Source organism: Vreelandella sp. 2A-K22, from assembly GCF_054065485.1.
Window position 1 is genome coordinate 59,122 of record NZ_JBSUGC010000016.1, and the last position, 20,526, is coordinate 79,647.

Consider the following 20,526-nt stretch of genomic DNA (forward strand, 5'->3'; position numbering starts at 1 on the left):
TGGAGAACACCATGGCTGTAGAAATTACCTCAAAAATTGTTGGTTACCGTATCAAGCAGCAGGAGCAGGCCGTTCCCGTTCCTGAGCTACAAGATGAAGATCCGCTAACGGTACGTATACCTTCCCGTCCGGAAGGCACTTTGGAAGCCGTGTCTGAAAAGATTTCATACGTAGGCGCGGAAGGGCGTAAAAAAGTCTATTTGCTGGTGTCGTTTATGCCAGTGGAAGGCGTGATTGGCAGTAAGCGCGTGGTGATTGAGCGCCCGGTGGAGTTCTTTTTTCCGTCAGGGCAGCTCTCCAGCGAGCACCAGTGGATCACCGCGACCATGCGCAGCCTTTCGCTGGCGGCCCGCGGTGGTTACGTCACCCAAGCGGTGGCGGATCTACGCAAAGTGGCCTGGGACAAAGGCTTGGTACGCTGTGGTATGAACCGTTGGAATAAGCCAATGTTCCACGATTCGGAAGTGGCGGCGATTGCCTGGTCGATTCAGCAGATTCTTTATCGCCGCGGTTTTCTAGATCGGGATGGCAACCAGGTGCCGGTTGAAAAGCTGGTAGAGCGTTATGCTCATCGTATGGCTCACGGCCACGCTTGGCAGCCCGGTGCTGAAGACGAAGCTAATGATGCACCCATTGAAACAGGCGCGGTGGAGTCGATTGGCGGTGATAAGGCAACGAAGGGAAAAAAGCCTGAAGGCAGTGGCCCAGCCATAGTGGGTAACTGCCCCGAGTGCCGCGGTGAGCTGATCATGATGGATGGCTGCCCGACCTGCTATGCTGGCTGCGGCTGGTCAAAGTGTGGTTAGTTTTCTCAGGCGGAATCGCCTAACAGTGGCCGGACATTGTCGGTGAGGTAGCAATCGTCAAATTCACCTTCGGTGCATAGCGCGGATAAGTCTGGAATGGTGACATGGTGGCGGTCGCGAAATACTAGGCCGTCTTCACTAAGCGCCGTAAAGGTGCGGCTAACGTGTACCGGGCTTAGCCCGAGCACATCGGCTAACTGCTCCTGTGAGAGCGGCAGGCGGAACTGGTTGCTAATATCCGGGTTGGTTTGGCGCAGCCTTAAATACATTTCATACAGAAAATGCGCCATTTTCTTACGTGCACTGCGTCTGGCCAGAGTGACGAGGCGCTCAGTGAGCAGCGCCTGCTGACGGCTGCCAATGGCAAACATCACCGAGGTGAGAGGCAGCGACTGGCGAAATATTTCCAGCATACGTTTATGCGGGAAATGACAAATCACGCCATCATCAATCATGCGCACATTTTCAAGCCGCTGCGAGAAGGCAAACTCGCGCAACCCGATGATATCGCCCGGCAAAAACACTTCGAGAATCTGTCGGTCACCATTCTCTAAGTGACGGTAGGAGTAGGCCCAACCACTTTTTAGCGTGCAAAACTCATTGGCCGCATCGCCCATCTCCCAGAGTAGCGTGCCCGACTTAATATTGGTTGGGCTCTCCTCTAGCGCCATGAGCAATCCCTTCTCATCATCGCTTAATGAGCAGTAGTGATTGAAGTGCTTAATAATACAGCTGTTTTCCTGACCCACGACGTATCCCTCCAGCACAGGATTGGATAATACTGCTAACGATTATCTGCCCGCCACTATAAACGATGTGGCCATCTACTGCGTCGCCCAAATAGGCTAACTAGCGTACCTATTTAGCCTGGGGTGAGCAGCGCTCACCCCTCGAAAACCAGCGTCAACGCTTCGTTGCACGCTTGCCTCGCGCGAGCAGCGGCGCTAAGAAGCGGCCGGTATGCGAAACGTCCTGCTTGGCGAGCTGTTCCGGCGTGCCCTCGGCGATGATCTGTCCGCCACCTGAACCCCCTTCGGGGCCAAGATCGACAATCCAGTCGGCGGTTTTGATCACATCCAGGTTGTGCTCAATCACCACGATGGTATTGCCGTGATCGCGCAGACGGTGAAGTACCGTCAGCAGTTGGCGAATATCCTCAAAGTGCAGGCCGGTGGTGGGCTCATCCAAGATATACAGCGTTTTGCCGGTATCACGCTTGGCCAATTCACGGGCGAGTTTAACCCGCTGCGCTTCGCCACCGGAAAGGGTGGTGGCGCTTTGCCCTAAGCGAATGTAGGAAAGGCCTACATCTAGCAAGGTTTGCAGGCGACGTGCAATGGCGGGCACTGGGCTAAAGAACTCCAGGGCGTCTTCCACCGTCATGGCCAGCACTTCGTGGATGGTTTTACCCTTGTAATGAATGTCCAGGGTTTCGCGGTTGTAGCGTTTGCCCTTACAGACATCGCAGGGCACGTAGATATCCGGCAGAAAGTGCATCTCTACCTTGATCATGCCTTCGCCCTGGCACGCCTCGCAGCGCCCACCCTTGACGTTAAAACTAAAACGACCGGGCTTATAGCCCCGGGAACGCGCTTCTTGGGTGCCCGCAAACAGCTCGCGAATCGGCGTAAAAATACCCGTATAGGTGGCCGGGTTGGAGCGTGGCGTGCGACCAATCGGGCTCTGGTCGATATCGATGACTTTATCAAGCTGGTCGAGCCCCTCGATCTTCTCATAGGGCGCGGCGGTCAATGTTGTCGCGCGATTTAATTCGCGCGCCGCAATCGGCATCAAGGTGCCGTTGATCAACGTCGATTTACCTGAGCCGGAAACGCCGGTGATGGCGATAAACAGCCCCAGCGGCAGGCTAAGGGTGACGTTCTGCAGGTTATTGCCGGTAGCGCCGCGCACAATCAGCTGCTTTTCTGGATTGCCGGGTATGCGGTAGGGCGGCACGGCAATTTCCCGGGAGCCAGATAAGTATTGGCCGGTCAGCGAGTTGGGGTTGTCCATCACGTCTTGCGGGGTGCCCTGGGCAACGATTTCACCGCCGTGCACACCCGCACCTGGGCCGATATCCAGCACGTGGTCGGCGGCGCGAATAGCGTCTTCATCGTGCTCTACCACAATCACGGTATTGCCTAAGTCACGCAGTCGCTCAAGGGTTTTCAGCAGTCGGTCGTTGTCGCGCTGATGCAAGCCAATCGACGGCTCATCGAGAATATACATGACCCCGACCAGGCCTGCGCCGATTTGGCTGGCTAAACGGATACGCTGGGCTTCACCGCCGGAAAGGGTATCGGCACTGCGCTCCAGGTTGAGATAGTCCAGCCCCACGTTGACCAGAAACTCTAGCCGGGCGTGAATCTCATGGACGATTTTATCGGCGATCTCACCTTTGCGTCCTGGCAGGCTTAGGTCGGCAAAGTAGCGCCACGCCTCACCAATCGGAAAGCGCACAATCTCGGCGATATTGTGATCATCCACGTAAACATGGCGTGACTCTTTACGCAGGCGCGAGCCATTACAGGTGGCGCAGGGCTGTACGGCGATGTATTTGACCAGGTCATCGCGCACCATATTGGATTCGGTTTCCCGATAGCGGCGCTGCATATTGGGCAGTACGCCTTCGAAAGCGTGTTCGCGGGTCACTTTACGGCCGCGATCACCCACGTACACAAACGGTATCTGTTCGTCGCCGCTGCCGTTTAAGATAACCTCCCGCTCGTGGCGGGCGAGCTCTTGCCAGGGCGTTTCCAGCTCAAAGCCGTAGTGCTTGGCCAGTGCCTGGAGCTGAGTGAAGTAGTAAATATTGCGCCGATCCCAGCCTTTGATCACGCCTTCGGCAAGTGATAGCTCCGGGTGGCTGATGAGCTTGTCCGGATCGAAGTACTGCTGTACGCCTAGCCCGTCACAGGTGGGGCAGGCGCCCGCCGGATTGTTGAACGAGAACATGCGCGGCTCAAGCTCCGCCAGCGAGTAGCCACACACCGGGCAGGCAAAGCGCGACGAGAAGGCAATATCGTCGCGCTCACCGTCCATAAAGTGAATCATGGCGGTGCCGTCGGCGAGGTTCAGTGCGGTTTCAAAGGACTCCGCCAAACGCTGGGCAAGGTTGTCGCGTACTTTGAAGCGGTCAACGACGACGCTGATATCGTGCTTTTTGCGCTTATCCAGTGGTGCGATGTCGTCCAGTTCCAGCACTTGGCCATCGACCAGGGCGCGTACGAAGCCCTGGGCGCGCAGCTCGGCTAATAACTGTAAATGTTCGCCTTTGCGGCCTTTGACTACCGGCGCCAGCAGCATCAGCTTGGTGCCTTCGGCGAGGTTCATGACTTGGTCGACCATCTGCGAGATGGTCTGGGCTTCCAAGTCTTCGCCATGTTCTGGACAGCGGGGCGTCCCGGCACGCGCAAACAGCAGACGCAGGTAGTCGTAAATTTCGGTGATGGTGCCCACGGTCGAGCGCGGGTTGTGGGAAGTGGACTTCTGCTCAATGGAGATCGCAGGTGACAGCCCTTCGATGTGATCCACATCGGGCTTTTCCATCATCGACAGGAACTGGCGCGCATAAGTGGAGAGCGATTCCACGTAGCGGCGCTGCCCCTCGGCGTAAAGGGTGTCGAATGCTAACGACGATTTACCCGAGCCGGAGAGGCCGGTAATCACAATCAGCTTGTTACGGGGCAGCTCCACATCGATCTGCTTGAGGTTGTGGGTGCGGGCACCCCTGACCAGAATGCTGTCCATCAACACCTCGAATCGCGCGGCAAAAGCGTGATTATACGTTTGTCGGCACCCTCCCGGCAAAACCGCTTTCATAACCCAAGATAACCTGCGGCAACTCGCGACGTTTCCAGCGCCAGCCCAAACCGCTAGAATAGAGGATTGTCACAATCCACTCTGACTCACCACATGCTTAACCACCATATAAAAGGGCATTATGCGCAAGGTTTCCGCACTATTGCTGGCCTCTGAACGACGTGCGATCAGTGGTTTGGCCGGGCTTTATGCATCGCGCATGCTGGGTCTGTTTATGGTGCTGCCGGTGTTGGCGCTGTATGCCGACATCCTTGAGGGTTCGACCCCGCTACTCGTGGGCGTGGCGCTGGGGATTTATGGTTTAACCCAGGCAACGCTGCAAATCCCGTTTGGCTTACTCTCTGACCGCATTGGTCGTAAGCGGGTGATTGCCATGGGGCTATTGATATTTGCACTCGGCAGCGTGGTCGCCGCTCTATCCGATACCATTATTGGTGTGATTGCCGGGCGAGCGCTGCAGGGTGGCGGTGCCGTTGCCGCGGCGATTATGGCGCTGCTGGCGGATCAAACCCGTGAAGAAGTGCGCACCGCCGCTATGGCCACCATTGGGCTTTCTATTGGCGTTTCGTTTGCGATTGCGATGGTGCTGGGGCCATGGCTTGCCGCCTGGGCTGGGCTGGCTGGGGTCTTCTGGTTTACCTCGCTACTAACGCTGGTGGGGCTGCTGGTGCTATGGCGCTGGGTGCCTGCCGCGCCGCGGCGGCGACGTCACCGCGATGTGGGCATGGATCGCCAGCAGTTTAAAAGTGTCATCACCCGCCCCGATTTATGGCGGCTGGATATGTCGATTTTTGCCCTGCATTTAGTGCTGATGGCGATATTTGTCGCGGTACCTTTTCGCCTGCTAGACGCCGGTGTAGCGATTGAGTATCACGGGCTGGCATATCTTGGCATTATGGCGCTATCGTTTGTGGCCATGGTGCCGCTGATAATTGTGGCCGAGAAGCAGCAGCGCATGCGTTTGATGTGCTTGGTTGCGATCGGCGCTATTGTGATTAGTTTGGCCGGGCTGGGGTTGCCACTCTCGCCAAGTTACTGGCTGTTTGTATGGCTGTTTGTGTTCTTCACCGGCTTTAACTTGCTGGAAGCGACGCTACCTTCCATGCTCAGTAAGTTAGCCCCGGCGGGCGCCAAAGGTACCGCGATGGGGGTCTACTCCACCAGCCAATTTTTAGGCGCTTTTTTAGGCGGTACGCTAGGCGGTTTACTGGCGCATTACGGTGGCCTCAACGCGGTTTTTATTGGCTGTGCTGGGCTTGCGCTATGCTGGTGGATCGCCATGTGGCGGATGCCCGCACCGCCCCCGCTCTCCAGCGAAGTGGTGGCGCTACACGAGACCCAGGCAGATGCGCTCGACCTGTTGATGGAACACTTAGCCGATGTGGTCGGCGTCGAAGACGTAATGGTGGTGCCAGAAGAGCGTTTGGTCTATTTAAAGGTGAACCGCCAGCAGCTCGATCAGGCGGCGTTGAACAAGCTCATGGCACCCCCCAAATCTTAATCCAGCCGTGCCGATGAAGTGTGGCGGCGGTTGGCAATAAACTCTACATGACAGCTATTAAAGGAGCGCCTTATGGCTCGCGGCATTAACAAAGTCATTCTGATTGGCAACCTCGGGCAGGATCCAGAGGTGCGTTTCACTCCCAGCGGCACCGCTGTGGCCAACCTAAACCTGGCCACCACTGATACCTGGATGGATCGCCAAAGCGGTCAACGCCAAGAGCGCACCGAATGGCACCGCGTGGTGATGTTCAATAAAACCGCTGAGATCGCCCAGCAGTACCTGAAAAAAGGCTCCAAAGTCTATATTGAAGGGCGCCTGCAAACCCGTAAGTGGCAGGATCAGAATGGGCAAGATCGCTACTCGACGGAAATCGTTGCCAACGATATGCAGATGCTTGATGGCCGTAGCGGTGATTACCAGGGCGGTGGCGCTCCGCAAAATAACTATTCCCAGAACGCTCCTCAGAACGCCCCCCAGAATGCGCCGGCTCAAAATAATCCTGCTGCTAATCACCAAGGCGGCTATCCCCCTCAGGGTGGTGCGCCTCAAGGCGGAAATAACTACCCTGGCGGGCAGAGCCCACAGCAGCCACCACGGCCCGCTCAGCCAGCACCGCACCAGGGCAACCAAGCTCCACCGCCCAACCAGCAGAACAGCAGCTACGGCGCTCCGGATCCGGGTAACTTCGACGACTTCGACGATGAGATCCCGTTCTAAAGACGTAAAACGCCTAAAACGATTAACGAGATCACAATATAGCCCGCTAAAAAGCGGGCTATATTGCGTACCAGGCTTGGTAACCGCGGTTAGAACAACAGCTCACTCGTTGATGGCTCTTGAACTCCCGTCACCCCCAGGGCATCTTCACCGCTATTAAGGCTTAGTGCTGAGGGCTGGTTCTCGCTTTGCTCAATGATGAGTGATTGAAGATCCATTGAGCCACCATTGAAGGTTAACCGTACTACTTGTTCCCCCTCCTGCAAGTTGAGCGTCACCTCCGGCCCTTGGACATAGTTTCCCCAGTCGCCGCTATTGGGAACGCTAAGCGGGGAGGCTTGTGCGTAGAACACGCCATCTTTCTCAGCGGCGACCGTTATGCTGCGGCCAGACCAAGGTGTCGCGGTAATAAACGAGAAGGTGTGTTCGCCAGCTTCAACGACATCGACGGTGTACTCTACCCATTCATTATTGGCGATCCAACCTATGGCCTCACCGTCGCCAACAATATCCACACCTTCGCCGCGAATGCTGGCGTTACCCAGTTGGGTTTCGCTGCTATCGTTGTAGGCTATGCCCGCGCCACCCTGGTCGTAGTTGATAGCGTCGAGAAACAGGCCGTCGTCGTCAATCAACCAGGGGGTGCCCTCCTCGTTAAAGGCTTGCTGTACGTTCTCACGTTCAAGGGTGAATGATTGGAAGTCCATCAAGTCGCTGCCCGCTGACCCGTTGAAGGTTAACCGCAGGGTCTGCTCCCCGGCCTGTAAATCGAGCAACATACCGTCACTGGCAACAGGGTTGCTCCAGGAGCCAGTGTTGGGCAGCGGCGGTGAGCTGGCTTCCAGATAGAACGCCCCATTTTTTTCGACGGCGGCAGTGATGGTGACATCGCTTGAGGGAGTCGAAGCGAGGAACGATAGGCTGTAAGTGCCGGATTGGGCCACGTCGATGGTGTACTCAACCCATTCTCCAACATCAACCCAGCCGATCGCTGTGCCATTACCGACGATATCAACGCCGCCTTCACGGAAATTGCTACCTTCTTGCTGAGGATCGCTATCGCTGTAAGAGATGCCTTCACCGCCGACATCAAATAGTGCGGCATCCAGCGTGAAGCTGTCGCCCACCTCCCAGGGGGTTCCACTGTCATTGAAGGGTATTTGGCTGCCGATAGTAGTGATCGGGGCGAGTGAGAACGAGGCCAGGTCTTGGGAGCCGCCGTTAAAGGTTAAGCGCAGCACCTGTTCACCGGCTTCCAGTTCTACCTGTACGCTGTCGGTGGGTACAAAGGTCGTCCAACTGCCGCTGTAGTTCACGCTGACCGGCGAGGCGGTGGTGTAAGGGCTATCTCCTTGGGCGAAGGACGCAGTAATGGAGCGTGCGGCACCACCGGTCGACCCCAGCGCCGAGAGGAAGGAGAGCTCGTAAGTGCCTGCCTGAGCCACATTGAGCGTGTACTCGACCCACTCATTGTTTTCGATCCAGCCGATGGCCGAACCGTCACCGACGATGTCCACGCCATCGCCCCGGAAGTTGCTACCTTCCTGATTCTCGCTGCTGTCGTTGTAGGCGACATCCTGACCGCCGCTATCGTAGTTGACGGCATCCAGCACGAGGCCTTCATCCTCTACCAGCCATGGCGTTTGGTTGGTGTTGAAGGGCTGTTGCTCCTCCTCTCCCAGGTCGATCGCCTCGAAGCTGAACGACTGCAGGTCAAGCTGGCCGCCGTTGAACGTCAGTCGCAACACTTGCTCGCCAGCATCAAGATCGAACTCCAGTGGGCCAACCGTCTGGAAGCTGGTGAAGCTGCCGGTATTGGGCAGGTTGATCGAGGCACTGCTCTGGAAGTTGCCATCCTGCTCAAAAGCGGCGGTGATGGATTTTCCATTTGATGTTGCCGAGGTGAGGAAGCTCAGTGCATAGGTGCCTGCCGTTTCAACATTGAGCGTGTACTCGACCCACTCGCCATCGGCGATATAGCCCAAGGCTTCGGTGCCGTTGGAGATATCCACCGCTTCGTCGGAGCGGAACGCTGCACCCTGATGGGCGGTGGTGGTGTCGTTGTAGGCCACGCCCTGGCCACCGTTATCGAACAGCTTGGCTTCCAGCGTCAATCCACCCGCCCCGAGTGTCCACGGCGTTTCGCCTGTGTTGTAAGCAGTTTGCTCTACAGGTGCCTGGTCATCCAGGAAGTTCGGAATGCCATCGCCGTCACTGTCGTCATAGAGATCGATGCGGCCGTTGCCATCGGCATCCTCCACCCCGGTGGGGTCATAGGTCTGAACATTCTCGACCAGGAAGATATTGTCGTTGTAGTCGTAGTTCACCCCCGCATAGTCCTGAATCACGATATAGGTATTGGGAATGACGTTGCCTGCTGCGTCTTTCGCTACGTAGACGCGAATCAGGTGGCCGTCGTTTTCGTCCCAGTTCAGGTTGGTGCCGGGGCTGCCGATAGCATCGATGGTGTCTTCGTAGAGGTTGGCATCGGGGTCAGACCAGGAGATGTAGCCTTGGCGACCGGTAATGTCCGCAAAGAAGCCAAAGGGCGCGTCCCGATCCAGAGTGGTGGTGGTCAGCAAGTCGCCACTATTGAGTGCCCGCGGCAGCAGCGTTTGCCCATCCTGCTCGTCGTGGGCCAGTATCTCGTTACGATCCCGGCTATCCACATCGTGGATAAACAGTCGCGCCACATCGCCTTGGGTATGATATGCCGCCAACTGGGTGATCTTGATCGGCGATTGACCGTCGGCACGCTGGAAGTAGGGCGAGAGAATCTCATCCCCGTTCGCTTCCACCAACCCGCCCTGATTCATCTGCCCCTCGGCCACATTGGTCGAGAAGCCGAAGGCATCGATGATCTCCTGTACCAGCGGCTCCTGGCCATTCTCTGACTGGCCCTGGGCAATCCCCGCCAGTTGGATCGTTTTGGTTCCCTCATCACCGTCGTTTGAGTTAATGATCAGCGTGGACTCATACAGCGTACCGTCATCGAAATCCTCGGCGATAAAGCGAACGGTGACATCCAGTGTGCCGCCGGCGGGAATGAGCAGGTTTTCGGTGGCTCCCACGATCTCAAATAGGCTCGGATCGGAAATTGCCAGGCTGCTGATCTCCAGGTCGGCGAAGCCATCGTTGGTGATGGTAAAGGTCGATTCGTCGTGGAACACCTGGCTGGCGTTGGCCGGGTTTTCTATTCGGCTCATCACCAGGCGATCATCCGAGGGTACCCCATCCAGGTTGGTGATGGAGATCTCGCCGCCGGAAACCGGTGAGATCCCTTCAATGACAAACATGTTGTCGTTGTAGTCATAGTTGATGCCGGTGTAATCCATCACGCCCAGGTAGGTGTTAGGGATTACGTTGCCATTGGCATCCAGTGCCTGGAATACCCGCACGGTATAGCCACGCTCAATGTCTTCCGCCCCTGGCGGTACCGTGCCGCCTCCAGTGGGATTGAGCGACGGGTCGGTTGAGAGATTGGCAACCTCGATACCAAAGATATCGTTACCGATCCAGCCGTCGGGGATTTGGTCGCGAGTGAACGTTGCCGTCGCGAATTGTCCATTGGCCTTGATAGGCAGTAGCGACTGGTTATTGTCGCCTGCATGATCGGAAAGGATAATATCCTGGTTTTTATTGCCGGGATTATGAATCCCCAGCGTTGCTCCCCCGTTGCCGTGGTAGGCCGCCAACTGGGTAATCGTGGCCGACTCAAAGCCATCGGCTATCTTCCAGTAACGTGACATCACCTCGTCATCATTGACCGGCCGGTAAAGGTCGAAGTCGTTGAGAACCGAGTTCTCGCCACCACCTACGGTGGTTAGCCCCTGGATGACGTTGCCAAAACCGAACACTTCCCAGACCTCGTTGACGTTGGGCTCCCAGCCGCCTTCGTCACGCGCCTGCCAGAAGCCTGCTAGGTGCACCTCGGCGACGGGGGTGTCGGCGTCGTTGGTGACCAGGCGCAGCGTTCCCTCAAAGACGCCGTCGCCTGCATCGTTAGTGGGTGGCGTATAGGCCGCGCGGTCAAACAGCACTTGCACGTCAATCGATTCTCCTGCAGCCAGTGTCAGGCCAGCGAAGATATCGGGATCGACGAGAGTGAAGGGGCCATCAAGATCGGCGTCAATAAAAACCAGCTCGTTGGTGCCGGTATTGCTGATAGTGACCGTGGCATCCTCTTTATAGTCACGGTTAGGGTTGGAGGCGCTGTCGTTCTCCAGGTAGCTGAAGTGCAAGCGGTCTGAGTAGTAGGCCGCATCGTTGCTCTGGATACCGATACCTGCATCGGGGTCGCCGGGGGCGGGCGAGATATCAAGGTAGTCGATTTCATCGACGCCATCCGCCGTGGAAACAACCCGCAGGTTGTAGGTGAGTCCCGCCTGAAGCTCGATATAGGCGGACTGCTCGCCGGCCTCGCCAACGCCTGGGAAACTCATCTCATCCACCGGCTGCCCGTTGAGCAGCAGCGTCAACGCACCACCATCCGGTGCGCCCGCATTGGCGGCCAGGTCAAGTTTGTAGGCGCCGTCCTCATTCACCGTGAAGTAGAAGTCGGCGGTACGGTCATTGACAGCCCGAGCACTATCGCCGCTTTCCAGCTCGATACGGCCACTGCCATCAATGTCTGCGTAAACGGGCTCGAAGGTATCCAATGGGGTATCCGCGATGCGCAGCAGGTCGACATTGGGGCCATTGGCCCCCGGGGCTGTGACGGTAATAGTATTGCTGCCTGTGCCCAGGGTTAACTCGGTTGACTGGAAGAACCAGTTATCCTCAGCTTCGTTACTCTGACCTGGGAAATTGAGCGTGCCAATATCGATACCGTTGACGGTGACTACCATTGGACGGTCAGCCTTGGAGGCTGCCAGGGCATAGCGGAAGCCAACGTCGTAGGTGCCAGCCTCATCGACCTCTACTGTCCAGGTAATACTCTGGTCGCTGGTGCCATTGAAATCGACGAACCCTTCACCCGAGGCGTTGCGGTCATCCTCACTGTTGGTGATAATCACCGGCCCATCGAGCTGAGCGTTTTCAGCTTCGTAGTCGGTGTAGCCGGGCGATGTGTCTTCGGGGGCCTGTAGGATCTCCAACTGGTCGATATTGGGGCCCGTATTATTGACGGCCTGGAAGCGTACCGTATTAAGCCCTGATACCAGCGACGCTGGGATATCCAGCGTTAGCCACTCGTTCCAGGCATCATCGCCAGTGACGCCAGCGGGTGGGCTGAAGCCGAAGGTACCTACGCTAACGTTATTGACGAATACTTCCAGCGGGCGATTAACCGTGTCGCCGTTACCGTAGCGAACTCGCAGCACTGAATCACCCGCATCGGCCCCTGATAGCTCGAAACTGAAGGTGATAAAGTCGCTATTCGTACTGCCAAAATCGGCATAGCCGCCTAATACGCCATCGGTATCATCATTGTTACCGTCCAAACCGAAGGCGCCAGGGCGGACACCGGTTGGCTGGTTGGCTTCGGGGTTATTCACCGTGCGGATTTGAATCTCAGCACCACCACCTTGAGCAATTGATACGCTGGTACCATCGTTGGGCGTATTGTCTTCTGCCTGAATAGTGAGTAGCGACACCAGCTCATCATCAGGCTCTTCTGGGTCAACGATGACACCTCCAGGAGCGGGGTCGAGGCGAATGATCTGGCTCTGACCGTTGTTGCGGTTCAGCGTCAGCAGGTAGAGCTGGCCGGTGGCCGGGTTTTCGATAATATCCAGCGGGTCTATGTAGGTGATAACGTTACCATTCACATCGCGGAGCACTTCGTCCCCAGTGATGTTGCCTGCGGCGTCGAAAGTAATGGAGCGTATATCGTCACCACCAGAATATTCGGTGAACAGCACGCTGCCTTGCAGGTTGCCGCCAAACACGCCGCTGGTGTACTCGGTGACGCCGTTGGGAGAACGGTTCTCGCCTAACGAATAGACTCCCTCGATGTCGTAGTTGGGGTCAGGGTCTTGGCCGGCAGGGTAGTTACCTACCTGGTTGGCATCGTTGCCTGCGGTTGGGTTACCGCCATTGAGGATAAACTCATCGCGCAGGGGGTTGGGATGTCCGTAATAGCCTCCTTCCTTAACCGTAAACAGGTAGTCGTCCTGTTTTTCGACGTTACTTACGTACTCATTTTGCGGTGTTGAGGGGTCATCCGGTACGTTGCCGCCGGCCGCCGAGCCGTTGGTCGGGACGTAGAGATTGCCATTGGAGTGCCACACTAGGTCATAGGCATTGCGTACGCCGGTGGCAAAAATCTTGACCACAGCGTCATCGGCGAAAGGATCATAATAACTCTCGATTAAGTTACCATCGGAATCCTCTACTGTTGCGGTACCGTTGGCCGCGAAGACCAGAAAACGGTCATCACCCATGGCAATCGGGTCTGCCTTGAAATCAACGCCGTCATCGTCGGTGAAACGGCGGTTGAAGCCATCCTCAGGCAAGGGCTCGGTGGTTACATCAAAGCCACCTGCTGGCGCTTCACGGGTCGGATCTATTTCCATGACAGCCGCACTGAGCAGTCGCTCAGGGCGGTTACCCCAAGCGCTATCGGGTGCCCCCATTGCCGAGTTCGATCCCTGAAGTAGATACAGCAAGTGGCTTGGTACGTCTGGGTTGGTGTTGGCATCGAATTCGGGGTTGGCGCGGAATTCGAGGCTATTGGTAACGTGGTCGCCGTTGGAGCGCGGCAGCCCGGTGATATAGGCTTCAGCAGTGGCGTTGAAAGCGTCACCTTCTTCCAGGGTAATCTTGGAAATGCGTCCACTGAAATCGGGGACGCCATTATCACGCCCTTCAAGTGGAATTGGATAGTTATCGCTTACCCACAAGACATTGGGGTCAGTAGGGTCGAAGGTTAGGCCGATAATGCCCCGCGGCCCTGCAGAGTCCCCCGCAAAGTAGTCGAGTGCCAACACTTGCTCATTGGAGAGCGCACCGGTTTGCGGGTTAACGTCGTAACGCTTGATCTCGCCCAGCATATTCGAGATGTACATCTTGCTGCCATCAGGTGATAGCTCCAGCGAGGTGAACTGGTAAGCGTTGTCGGCAGCGCCGTTGAGCTCAATGACATCGTTGAATGCTACTTCTCTTGGCACAATTTCAGAGGCTTCACCGGTGATGAAGGTGTTGGTGAATTTCTGGAACTCCCGAGTTGGAGCGTCAGGGTTGTCATTGGCGCCACGATCCTGAAAGCCTTCGATGACCAGGGTGTAGCTGGTGAACTCTTTGAGCATGCTGTTGGGAGAAATCGTCAACGAATCGAAGCCGCCGGTAGTGTTGACGTTGAGAGCTACCTCTTCGCCGCTGACAGTTTCGAAGAGCCGTACGGAGCCGTCACCTAAGCTTTCCAGCAGGGCACCGCCACGGCCATCGACGACCGAGATGCCCACGAAAATATCCGAATCGGGATCGACGCCGGTGGGGGGCGTGCCGTCTTCGGCGTCTAACTCGACCCGAATCTCGTTCTCGCCCACTCCGGCGATAGCACGCGGGTCGGTGAAGAAGGCGTAATCTTCCGGTGCCTCACGGTCATCCTCCGGTGTCAGGTCGGGAATCGACTGGATCTCGATATACTGGACCTCGGTATTATCACCAAGGCCAATCGAATCCAGGGTCAAGCGGCCATCGGTAACCTGTACCACGCGGGTGACCAACTCGGAGCGGAAGCCTTCGGTGTCGTTGCTGGGGCTATTGTCGGCTGGAAAATCATCGGGCCGGAACGGCGTAAAGGGGGTGCTGAATTGCTCACCTTCGGCGTTGATCAGATTGACGCTGTCGTAAGGCCCTGAGGTATCGCCGATAGAAATCGTGACCTCATAATAGCCGTCGTCCAGTTCCATTTCCCATCCGGCGCGTACATAGCCTTCCGCAGGCTGGTCGAAGTGAGCGTAGGTGCCCTGGCGGGGGTCAAGACCGACGATGTCGTCGGTACGATCGTTAACGGCGACACTGGAGAGGGTATTGATCGCCATCGGTATAGTGCCATTTTCGGTGCCATCGGCGATGGAGGCCTCGGTAACCCAGCCGTACTGGTAAACTTGGCCATCGATCTCGACGGATTGATCGCCAAACGCTAAGCCGGTATCGGCGATATAGCCTTCCGGAGTGGCAAAGCCATCGGGCTCGAAATTAATCTTGACGGCAAAGCGCTCACCTGGCTCGACAACCGGTGGCTCTTGAGTACCCTCTCGGCTGACGCTCAGGCTATCAATATTGGGGCCGGCATTACCGACGTTCTCCAGCCGGATGGTGTTGTTGCCCGCCATCAGTTCCAGCTCAATGGTGGCGTCTTGCCAATTCACCCAGCCGTCGTTGCCTGCGCCAGTGGTGGGGAAGGCCAGTTGGCCCTGGGGGGCGCCACCTACCAGGAGAGTCATCGGTCGGCTAGCCCCGGCGCCATCACCGTTGGCATAGCGCACATTCAGGGTATAAGTGCCCGCTTCTTCGACGGCTACCTCAAAGAAGGCCGCATCACCGGCTTCGTTGCCCATATCGAGGTAGCCGCTGCCGGTAAAACCATCCCATAGGCCGTCCGGGCCAGCGGCTGCATTGGTTTCGGGATTGCTAGCGTCGCGAACCACTGTATCAGGGGTAGGCTCATCATCGTCGATGGTGAGCGCTTCACCCTGAATCTCAAACAGGAAGGGCTCGGTGGGTGTTTCACCGCCGTCGTCCTGCTGGTAGTTGAAGATAATCTGATCGATATTGGGGCCGTTATTGACACCGCCATCGGCCACTGCCGGTATGGCAAATGAGACGCTGTTGGGGCCAGCTTGAAGCTCCATCTCCACTTCAAGCTCTAGCCAGCTATCCCATGGGTCGTTGACGCCATCATTGACTGCCGGCGGGAAAGCCGCTTGGGGAACAGGCGTTCCATTGATCATTAGGTCAAGGGGGCGGGGCCCTGCGCTACCGTTGGCGTAACGAATTACCGCGGTGTAGGTGCCAGCTACCTCGGTTTCAACGTTGAAGATAACTTCGTCGCCGGGGTTTGTGCCAAAGTCCATATAGGCACCACCGACGGCTCCTTCACGGTAATTAGTGAAGGCATCGGGATTATTAGGATCTACCACTCGCGTGAAATCGGCATTGGAGGGTAGGCCACTATCATTGACGGTGACCAGAGCAGCATCCTCTGCCTGGATAACGATGGGCGCGACAGTGTCTGGAACGGCATCATCCTCGCTTACGCTACCGCTGGCCGTCGCGGCGGCGCTGTCGATGGCGAAGCTGTCACCGGTGGCGCCGATAAGCGCGACCGTGACGTTTTCGCTACCGTTATCTTCGTCGTCGTTGGCGACATCAACCGCTAGGGTGGCGGCACCGTCGATAAAGGTGACCGTGCGGGTATCGGCAACGCCATCAATTTCCAGGGCAAGCTCCACGTCACCGCTAAAAGCGTTTGAGGCGCTCAATGCAAAGCTCAGCGTAGTGACGCCCTCATCGCCACTCTCTACCACCGGATCGGCATCGGCGATGCCCAGCAGGATAGTCGGCTCCGGCTCGCCGCTGTCCGTGGGCACAAACTCGATATAGTCGATGCGTGCGTACTCCAGCGCCGTCGAGCTGGCGCTGAGCGATAGGGTAGCGTCATCGCCCACGGTCACGTCGGCAAAGGTGGCAGTGCGAAAGTTTTGCGGCTGAACACCGTTGCCGCTGTCAGCGTCGTCATCGAATGTCCAGCTGCCGCTGAAGCTCTCGCCGTCGGCGTTACCGATACTTAGTTGGGCAGTGCTTTCACCGTCGCTCTCGTCGACATAGCCGACGATGACGGTATAGGTACCGGCGGCCACCTTGCCCTCCAGGGCGTAGCTGGCGGTACCTTCGCTGTTTCCGGGCAGACGAATAGCTTGGCCGCCATCGGCGGCGGCGATGTTTTCGATGGTGAAGGTGGTGGCAGTGTCGAACGCTTCGGCCTGTAGGCGAATTGATTCTACGGGGGGCTCTACTTCGTCATCTTCGCTTACGCTACCGCTGGCCGTCGCGGCGGCGCTGTCGATGGCGAAGGTGTCACCGGTGGCGCCGATAAGGGCAACCGTGACGGTTTCGCTACCGTTATCTTCGTCGTCGTTGGCGACATCAACGGCTAGGGTGGCGGCACCGTCGATAAAGCTGACCGTGCGGGTGTCGGCAATACCATCAATTTCCAGGGCTAGCTCCACGTCGCCGCTAAAAGCGTTTGAGGCGCTCAACGCAAAGCTCAGCGTGGTGACGCCTTCATCGCCACTCTCCACCACCGGATCGGCATCGGCGATGCCCAGCAGGATAGTCGGCTCCGGGTCTACACTGCCCGTGGGCACAAACTCGATATAGTCGATGCGCGCGTACTCCAACGCCGTCGAGCTGGCGCTGAGCGATAGGGTAGCGTCATCGCCCACGGTCACGTCGGCAAAGGTGGCAGTGCGAAAGTTTTGCGGCTGAACACCGTTGCCGCTGTCAGCGTCGTCATCGAAGATCCAATTGCCGCTGAAGCTCTCGCCGGTGGCGTTACCGATACTCAGCTGGGCACTACTTTCACCGTCGCTCTCGTCGACATAGCCGACGATGACGGTATAGGTACCGGCGGCCACCTTGCCCTCCAGGGCGTAGCTGGCGGTGCCTTCGCTGTTTCCGGGCAGGCGAATGGCCTGGCCGCCATCGGCGGCGGCGATGTTCTCGATGGTAAAGGTCGTGGCAGTGTCGAACGCTTCCGCCTGGAGGCGGATGGGATCGGCAGGCACTACCGCTTCGTCATCTTCACTGACGCTACCGCTGGCCGTCGCGGCGGTACTGTCGATGGCGACGCTGTCATCGGTGGCGCCGATAAGGGCGACCGTGACGGTTTCGCTACCGTTATCTTCGTCGTCGTTGGCGACATCAACCGCTAGGGTGGCGACCCCGTCAGTGAAGGTGACCGTGCGGGTGTCGGCAACGCCATTAATTTCCAGGGTAAGCTCCACGTCACCGCTAAAAGCGTTTGAGGCGCTCAACGCAAAGCTCAGCGTGGTGACGCCTTCATCGCCACTCTCCACCACCTGGTTGGCATCGGCGATGCCCAGCAGGATAGTCGGCTCCGGGTCTACACTGCCCGTGGGCACAAACTCGATATAGTCGATGCGCGCGTACTCCAACGCCGTCGAGCTGGCGCTGAGCGATAGGGTAGCGTCATCGCCCACGGTCACGTCGGCAAAGGTGGCAGTGCGAAAGTTTTGCGGCTGAACACCGTTGCCGCTGTCAGCGTCGTCATCGAAGATCCAATTGCCGCTGAAGCTCTCGCCGGTGGCGTTACCGATACTCAGCTGGGCACTACTTTCACCGTCGCTCTCGTCGACATAGCCGACGATGACGGTATAGGTACCGGCGGCCACCTTGCCCTCCAGGGCGTAGCTGGCGGTGCCTTCGCTGTTTCCGGGCAGGCGAATGGCCTGGCCGCCATCGGCGGCGGCGATGTTCTCGATGGTAAAGGTCGTGGCAGTGTCGAACGCTTCCGCCTGGAGGCGGATGGGATCGGCGGGCTCGGGAGGAGGTGTAACGCTATCTTCAACATCACCAACGGCAATGACGAATGTTTCGCTAACACTCGCACCCGCCGGGTCAGTGGCGGTTATCTCGACGCTGACCGAGGTTGTCGTTTCAAAATCAAGGCTTGTGCCGCTTTTCAAGCGCAATACGCCGCTGACATCTACCTCGAAGCGCTCGTCGCTGACAGTAAAACTATGGGTGTCGTCATCCTGGTCTTCCACAATGAGCTGACCAATAACGGCGCCTTCCTGGTTTTCCAGCACGCTGTTGTTATCTAGCAGCAGGGCGGTGGGTGCGGAAGGCTCTGCCGCCACCAACGCCATCTCAATTTTATCGATATTGGGGCCGTTGGCGCGGCCGCCCAGCCGCAGTAAGTTTTCGCCAGCGGCTAGCGTGAATTCGAGTGTTTCTGTCGTCCAACCTTCCCATTGCGTGGCAGCGGGCGTACTGGTAGTTACGCCGCTGGGCAGATCACCGAGATCATCGGGCATATAAAGGGCGGGCGTTGTTTCTGCAAATGCAAAGGTGCCAATACTCGTTAAGCCGCTGCCTTCGACCAGCGACAAATCAAGCGGCCTGCCGCTGGAGCTGGCATAGGTTACGGTCATGGAATAGGTGCCCGCGACGGGGGCTTGATAAACAAATTCCCCATAAGCATCTACATTGCCAAATGCCCAATCCAGGTAGCTAGCCTCTTCGGCACCTACTCGAAAGGTGTCGTTGAGGCTTACGATATTGGCGGTAGTCACCGGGCGATTGGTATCGATGCCATCTGGGGTTAGGTCGGGTTCTGGTGACAAAAAAAGCTCTTCGCCTTGGATCACCTGACTGCCTAGCGCGGGTTTGCGGATCTCGAGATAATCCACATTGGGGCCGCTGAGGCCATTTGACGTAAAGCTGACGCTGTTTTGCCCCTCTTGAAGCTGCACAATAATGGTGCGTTCAGCGAAGGTAGTGAAGTCACTTGCATTATTGTTGCCTTCGGGGCTGGTACTGCGTAGGTCAAACATGCGATCAACCAACTGATCATTCACTTCTAGACGCAGAGGGCGGTTACGTTCGCTGGCGACAGCATCGTTGTTTCGACTCAAGGCGTAGCTTACCGCCAGTTCATATTCACCCGCCTCCGGGACATCGATATTGAAGGTAAGAGTTTCACCACTCGGGCCGACAAAATCGGCATAGGCATTGCCATCAGCATTAACGGCATTGGGTTCACCGACGGCGGACGTGGTCACGCCACCTGTCATAACAGCATAGTTGCTGTCGCCATCTGTATTGTCGGTATCTTCTGCCTGAATACGGATGGGGATGAAAACAGGGGGCACGGGAAGGCTTTCGGTGACTTCAAAGGTGACCGCCTCACTGCCAGCTTCAATTAAGTTGCCTCCACTGTCGAGTGCGCTAATCAGCAGTTGAACGTCACCATTGGTAAGGTTAGGGAGGTTATCGAAGATAAAAGGTGGAGATGTTTTCGTGAGCGTTAGTGACTCACCCTCGCTATTAATGATGGTTAATTCGATTGATTCCGTAAGAGATAACGAATCAAGGGGGGTATTAATGATAGGAATGATACGGATTGCACTATTTTCTATTTCATCTACTGCCACTGTCTGCGCGCTGTTTAAGCCACGCTGGACTTCACCACTCGCTGCATCGACCCAAGAAATAGAGAACATAAGACACCCCTGTGATGTAATTAGCTAATTGCAGGCAACACCTGGCATATTAGGGTTGTTGATATTGAGAAGGTGCTGAGCATCAGATCCCCATGAGCCGTGTAGTGGCCACCTCGGCTCCATGCTCGTTACAATTTTCTACCTTAGTTAACCTCTCATATCTCACAAGGGTTAAATTTCTAATGTCGTTGTATTGTCTGGTTGGTTTATTAAATATTATTTTTAGAAAGTAGAGGGTTATAGCTCATGTAATATGAGTGTTTGGTAAGTTGTTTAGAAATATGGCTAAAAAAATGATTATCTTATGATGAGGCTTTAGTTTTTTGGAGTTGATGATTGATTACTATTTGAACTCTTTTTACTGCCTATATAGTCAAGAATGCTATTAGAGAGTTATTAGTTTTTTAAGCAATAGACTGTGGTTGATTCCATCTCGTCACCAGTGTTTAAGGCGCTTTACTCTGATAATATCCATTATGCAGCT

6 protein-coding genes are annotated in these 20,526 nt (G+C 56.6%); 3 read left to right on the forward strand and 3 right to left on the reverse strand.

Annotation, left to right across the window (positions count from 1 at the left end):
• The first annotated feature begins 11 nt into the window (after positions 1-11).
• Entirely contained in the window at positions 12-806 is a 795-nt protein-coding gene (locus tag ACW17M_RS20050) for a hypothetical protein (RefSeq protein WP_022520913.1), read from the forward strand.
• A 5-nt stretch (positions 807-811) separates the two neighbouring features.
• Here the strand turns inward: ACW17M_RS20050 and ACW17M_RS20055 are convergent, their stop codons facing one another.
• Positions 812-1,555: a Crp/Fnr family transcriptional regulator gene (locus ACW17M_RS20055; RefSeq protein WP_022520912.1), complete on the reverse strand. Its 744-nt coding sequence runs from the start codon at positions 1,553-1,555 to the stop codon at positions 812-814.
• A gap of 154 nt (positions 1,556-1,709) precedes the next feature.
• Positions 1,710-4,556 (reverse strand): excinuclease ABC subunit UvrA, encoded by a 2,847-nt coding sequence (uvrA, locus tag ACW17M_RS20060; RefSeq protein ID WP_457548004.1) that lies wholly within the window; start codon positions 4,554-4,556, stop codon positions 1,710-1,712.
• A 193-nt stretch (positions 4,557-4,749) separates the two neighbouring features.
• On the opposite strand from uvrA, the gene ACW17M_RS20065 reads away from it, so the two are divergent.
• Positions 4,750-6,129, forward strand: a complete 1,380-nt coding sequence (locus tag ACW17M_RS20065; protein ID WP_457548005.1) for an MFS transporter — start codon at positions 4,750-4,752, stop codon at positions 6,127-6,129.
• A 72-nt stretch (positions 6,130-6,201) separates the two neighbouring features.
• Positions 6,202-6,849 carry a single-stranded DNA-binding protein gene (locus ACW17M_RS20070; protein ID WP_022520910.1) on the forward strand — a complete coding sequence of 216 codons (648 nt, stop codon included), beginning with the start codon at positions 6,202-6,204 and terminating at the stop codon, positions 6,847-6,849.
• Between the two features lie 89 nt (positions 6,850-6,938).
• Here the strand turns inward: ACW17M_RS20070 and ACW17M_RS20075 are convergent, their stop codons facing one another.
• On the reverse strand, positions 6,939-20,042 hold the full coding sequence (locus ACW17M_RS20075) for a carbohydrate-binding protein (RefSeq protein ID WP_457548006.1): 13,104 nt from the start codon (positions 20,040-20,042) through the stop codon (positions 6,939-6,941).
• Positions 20,043-20,526: the final 484 nt, after the last annotated feature.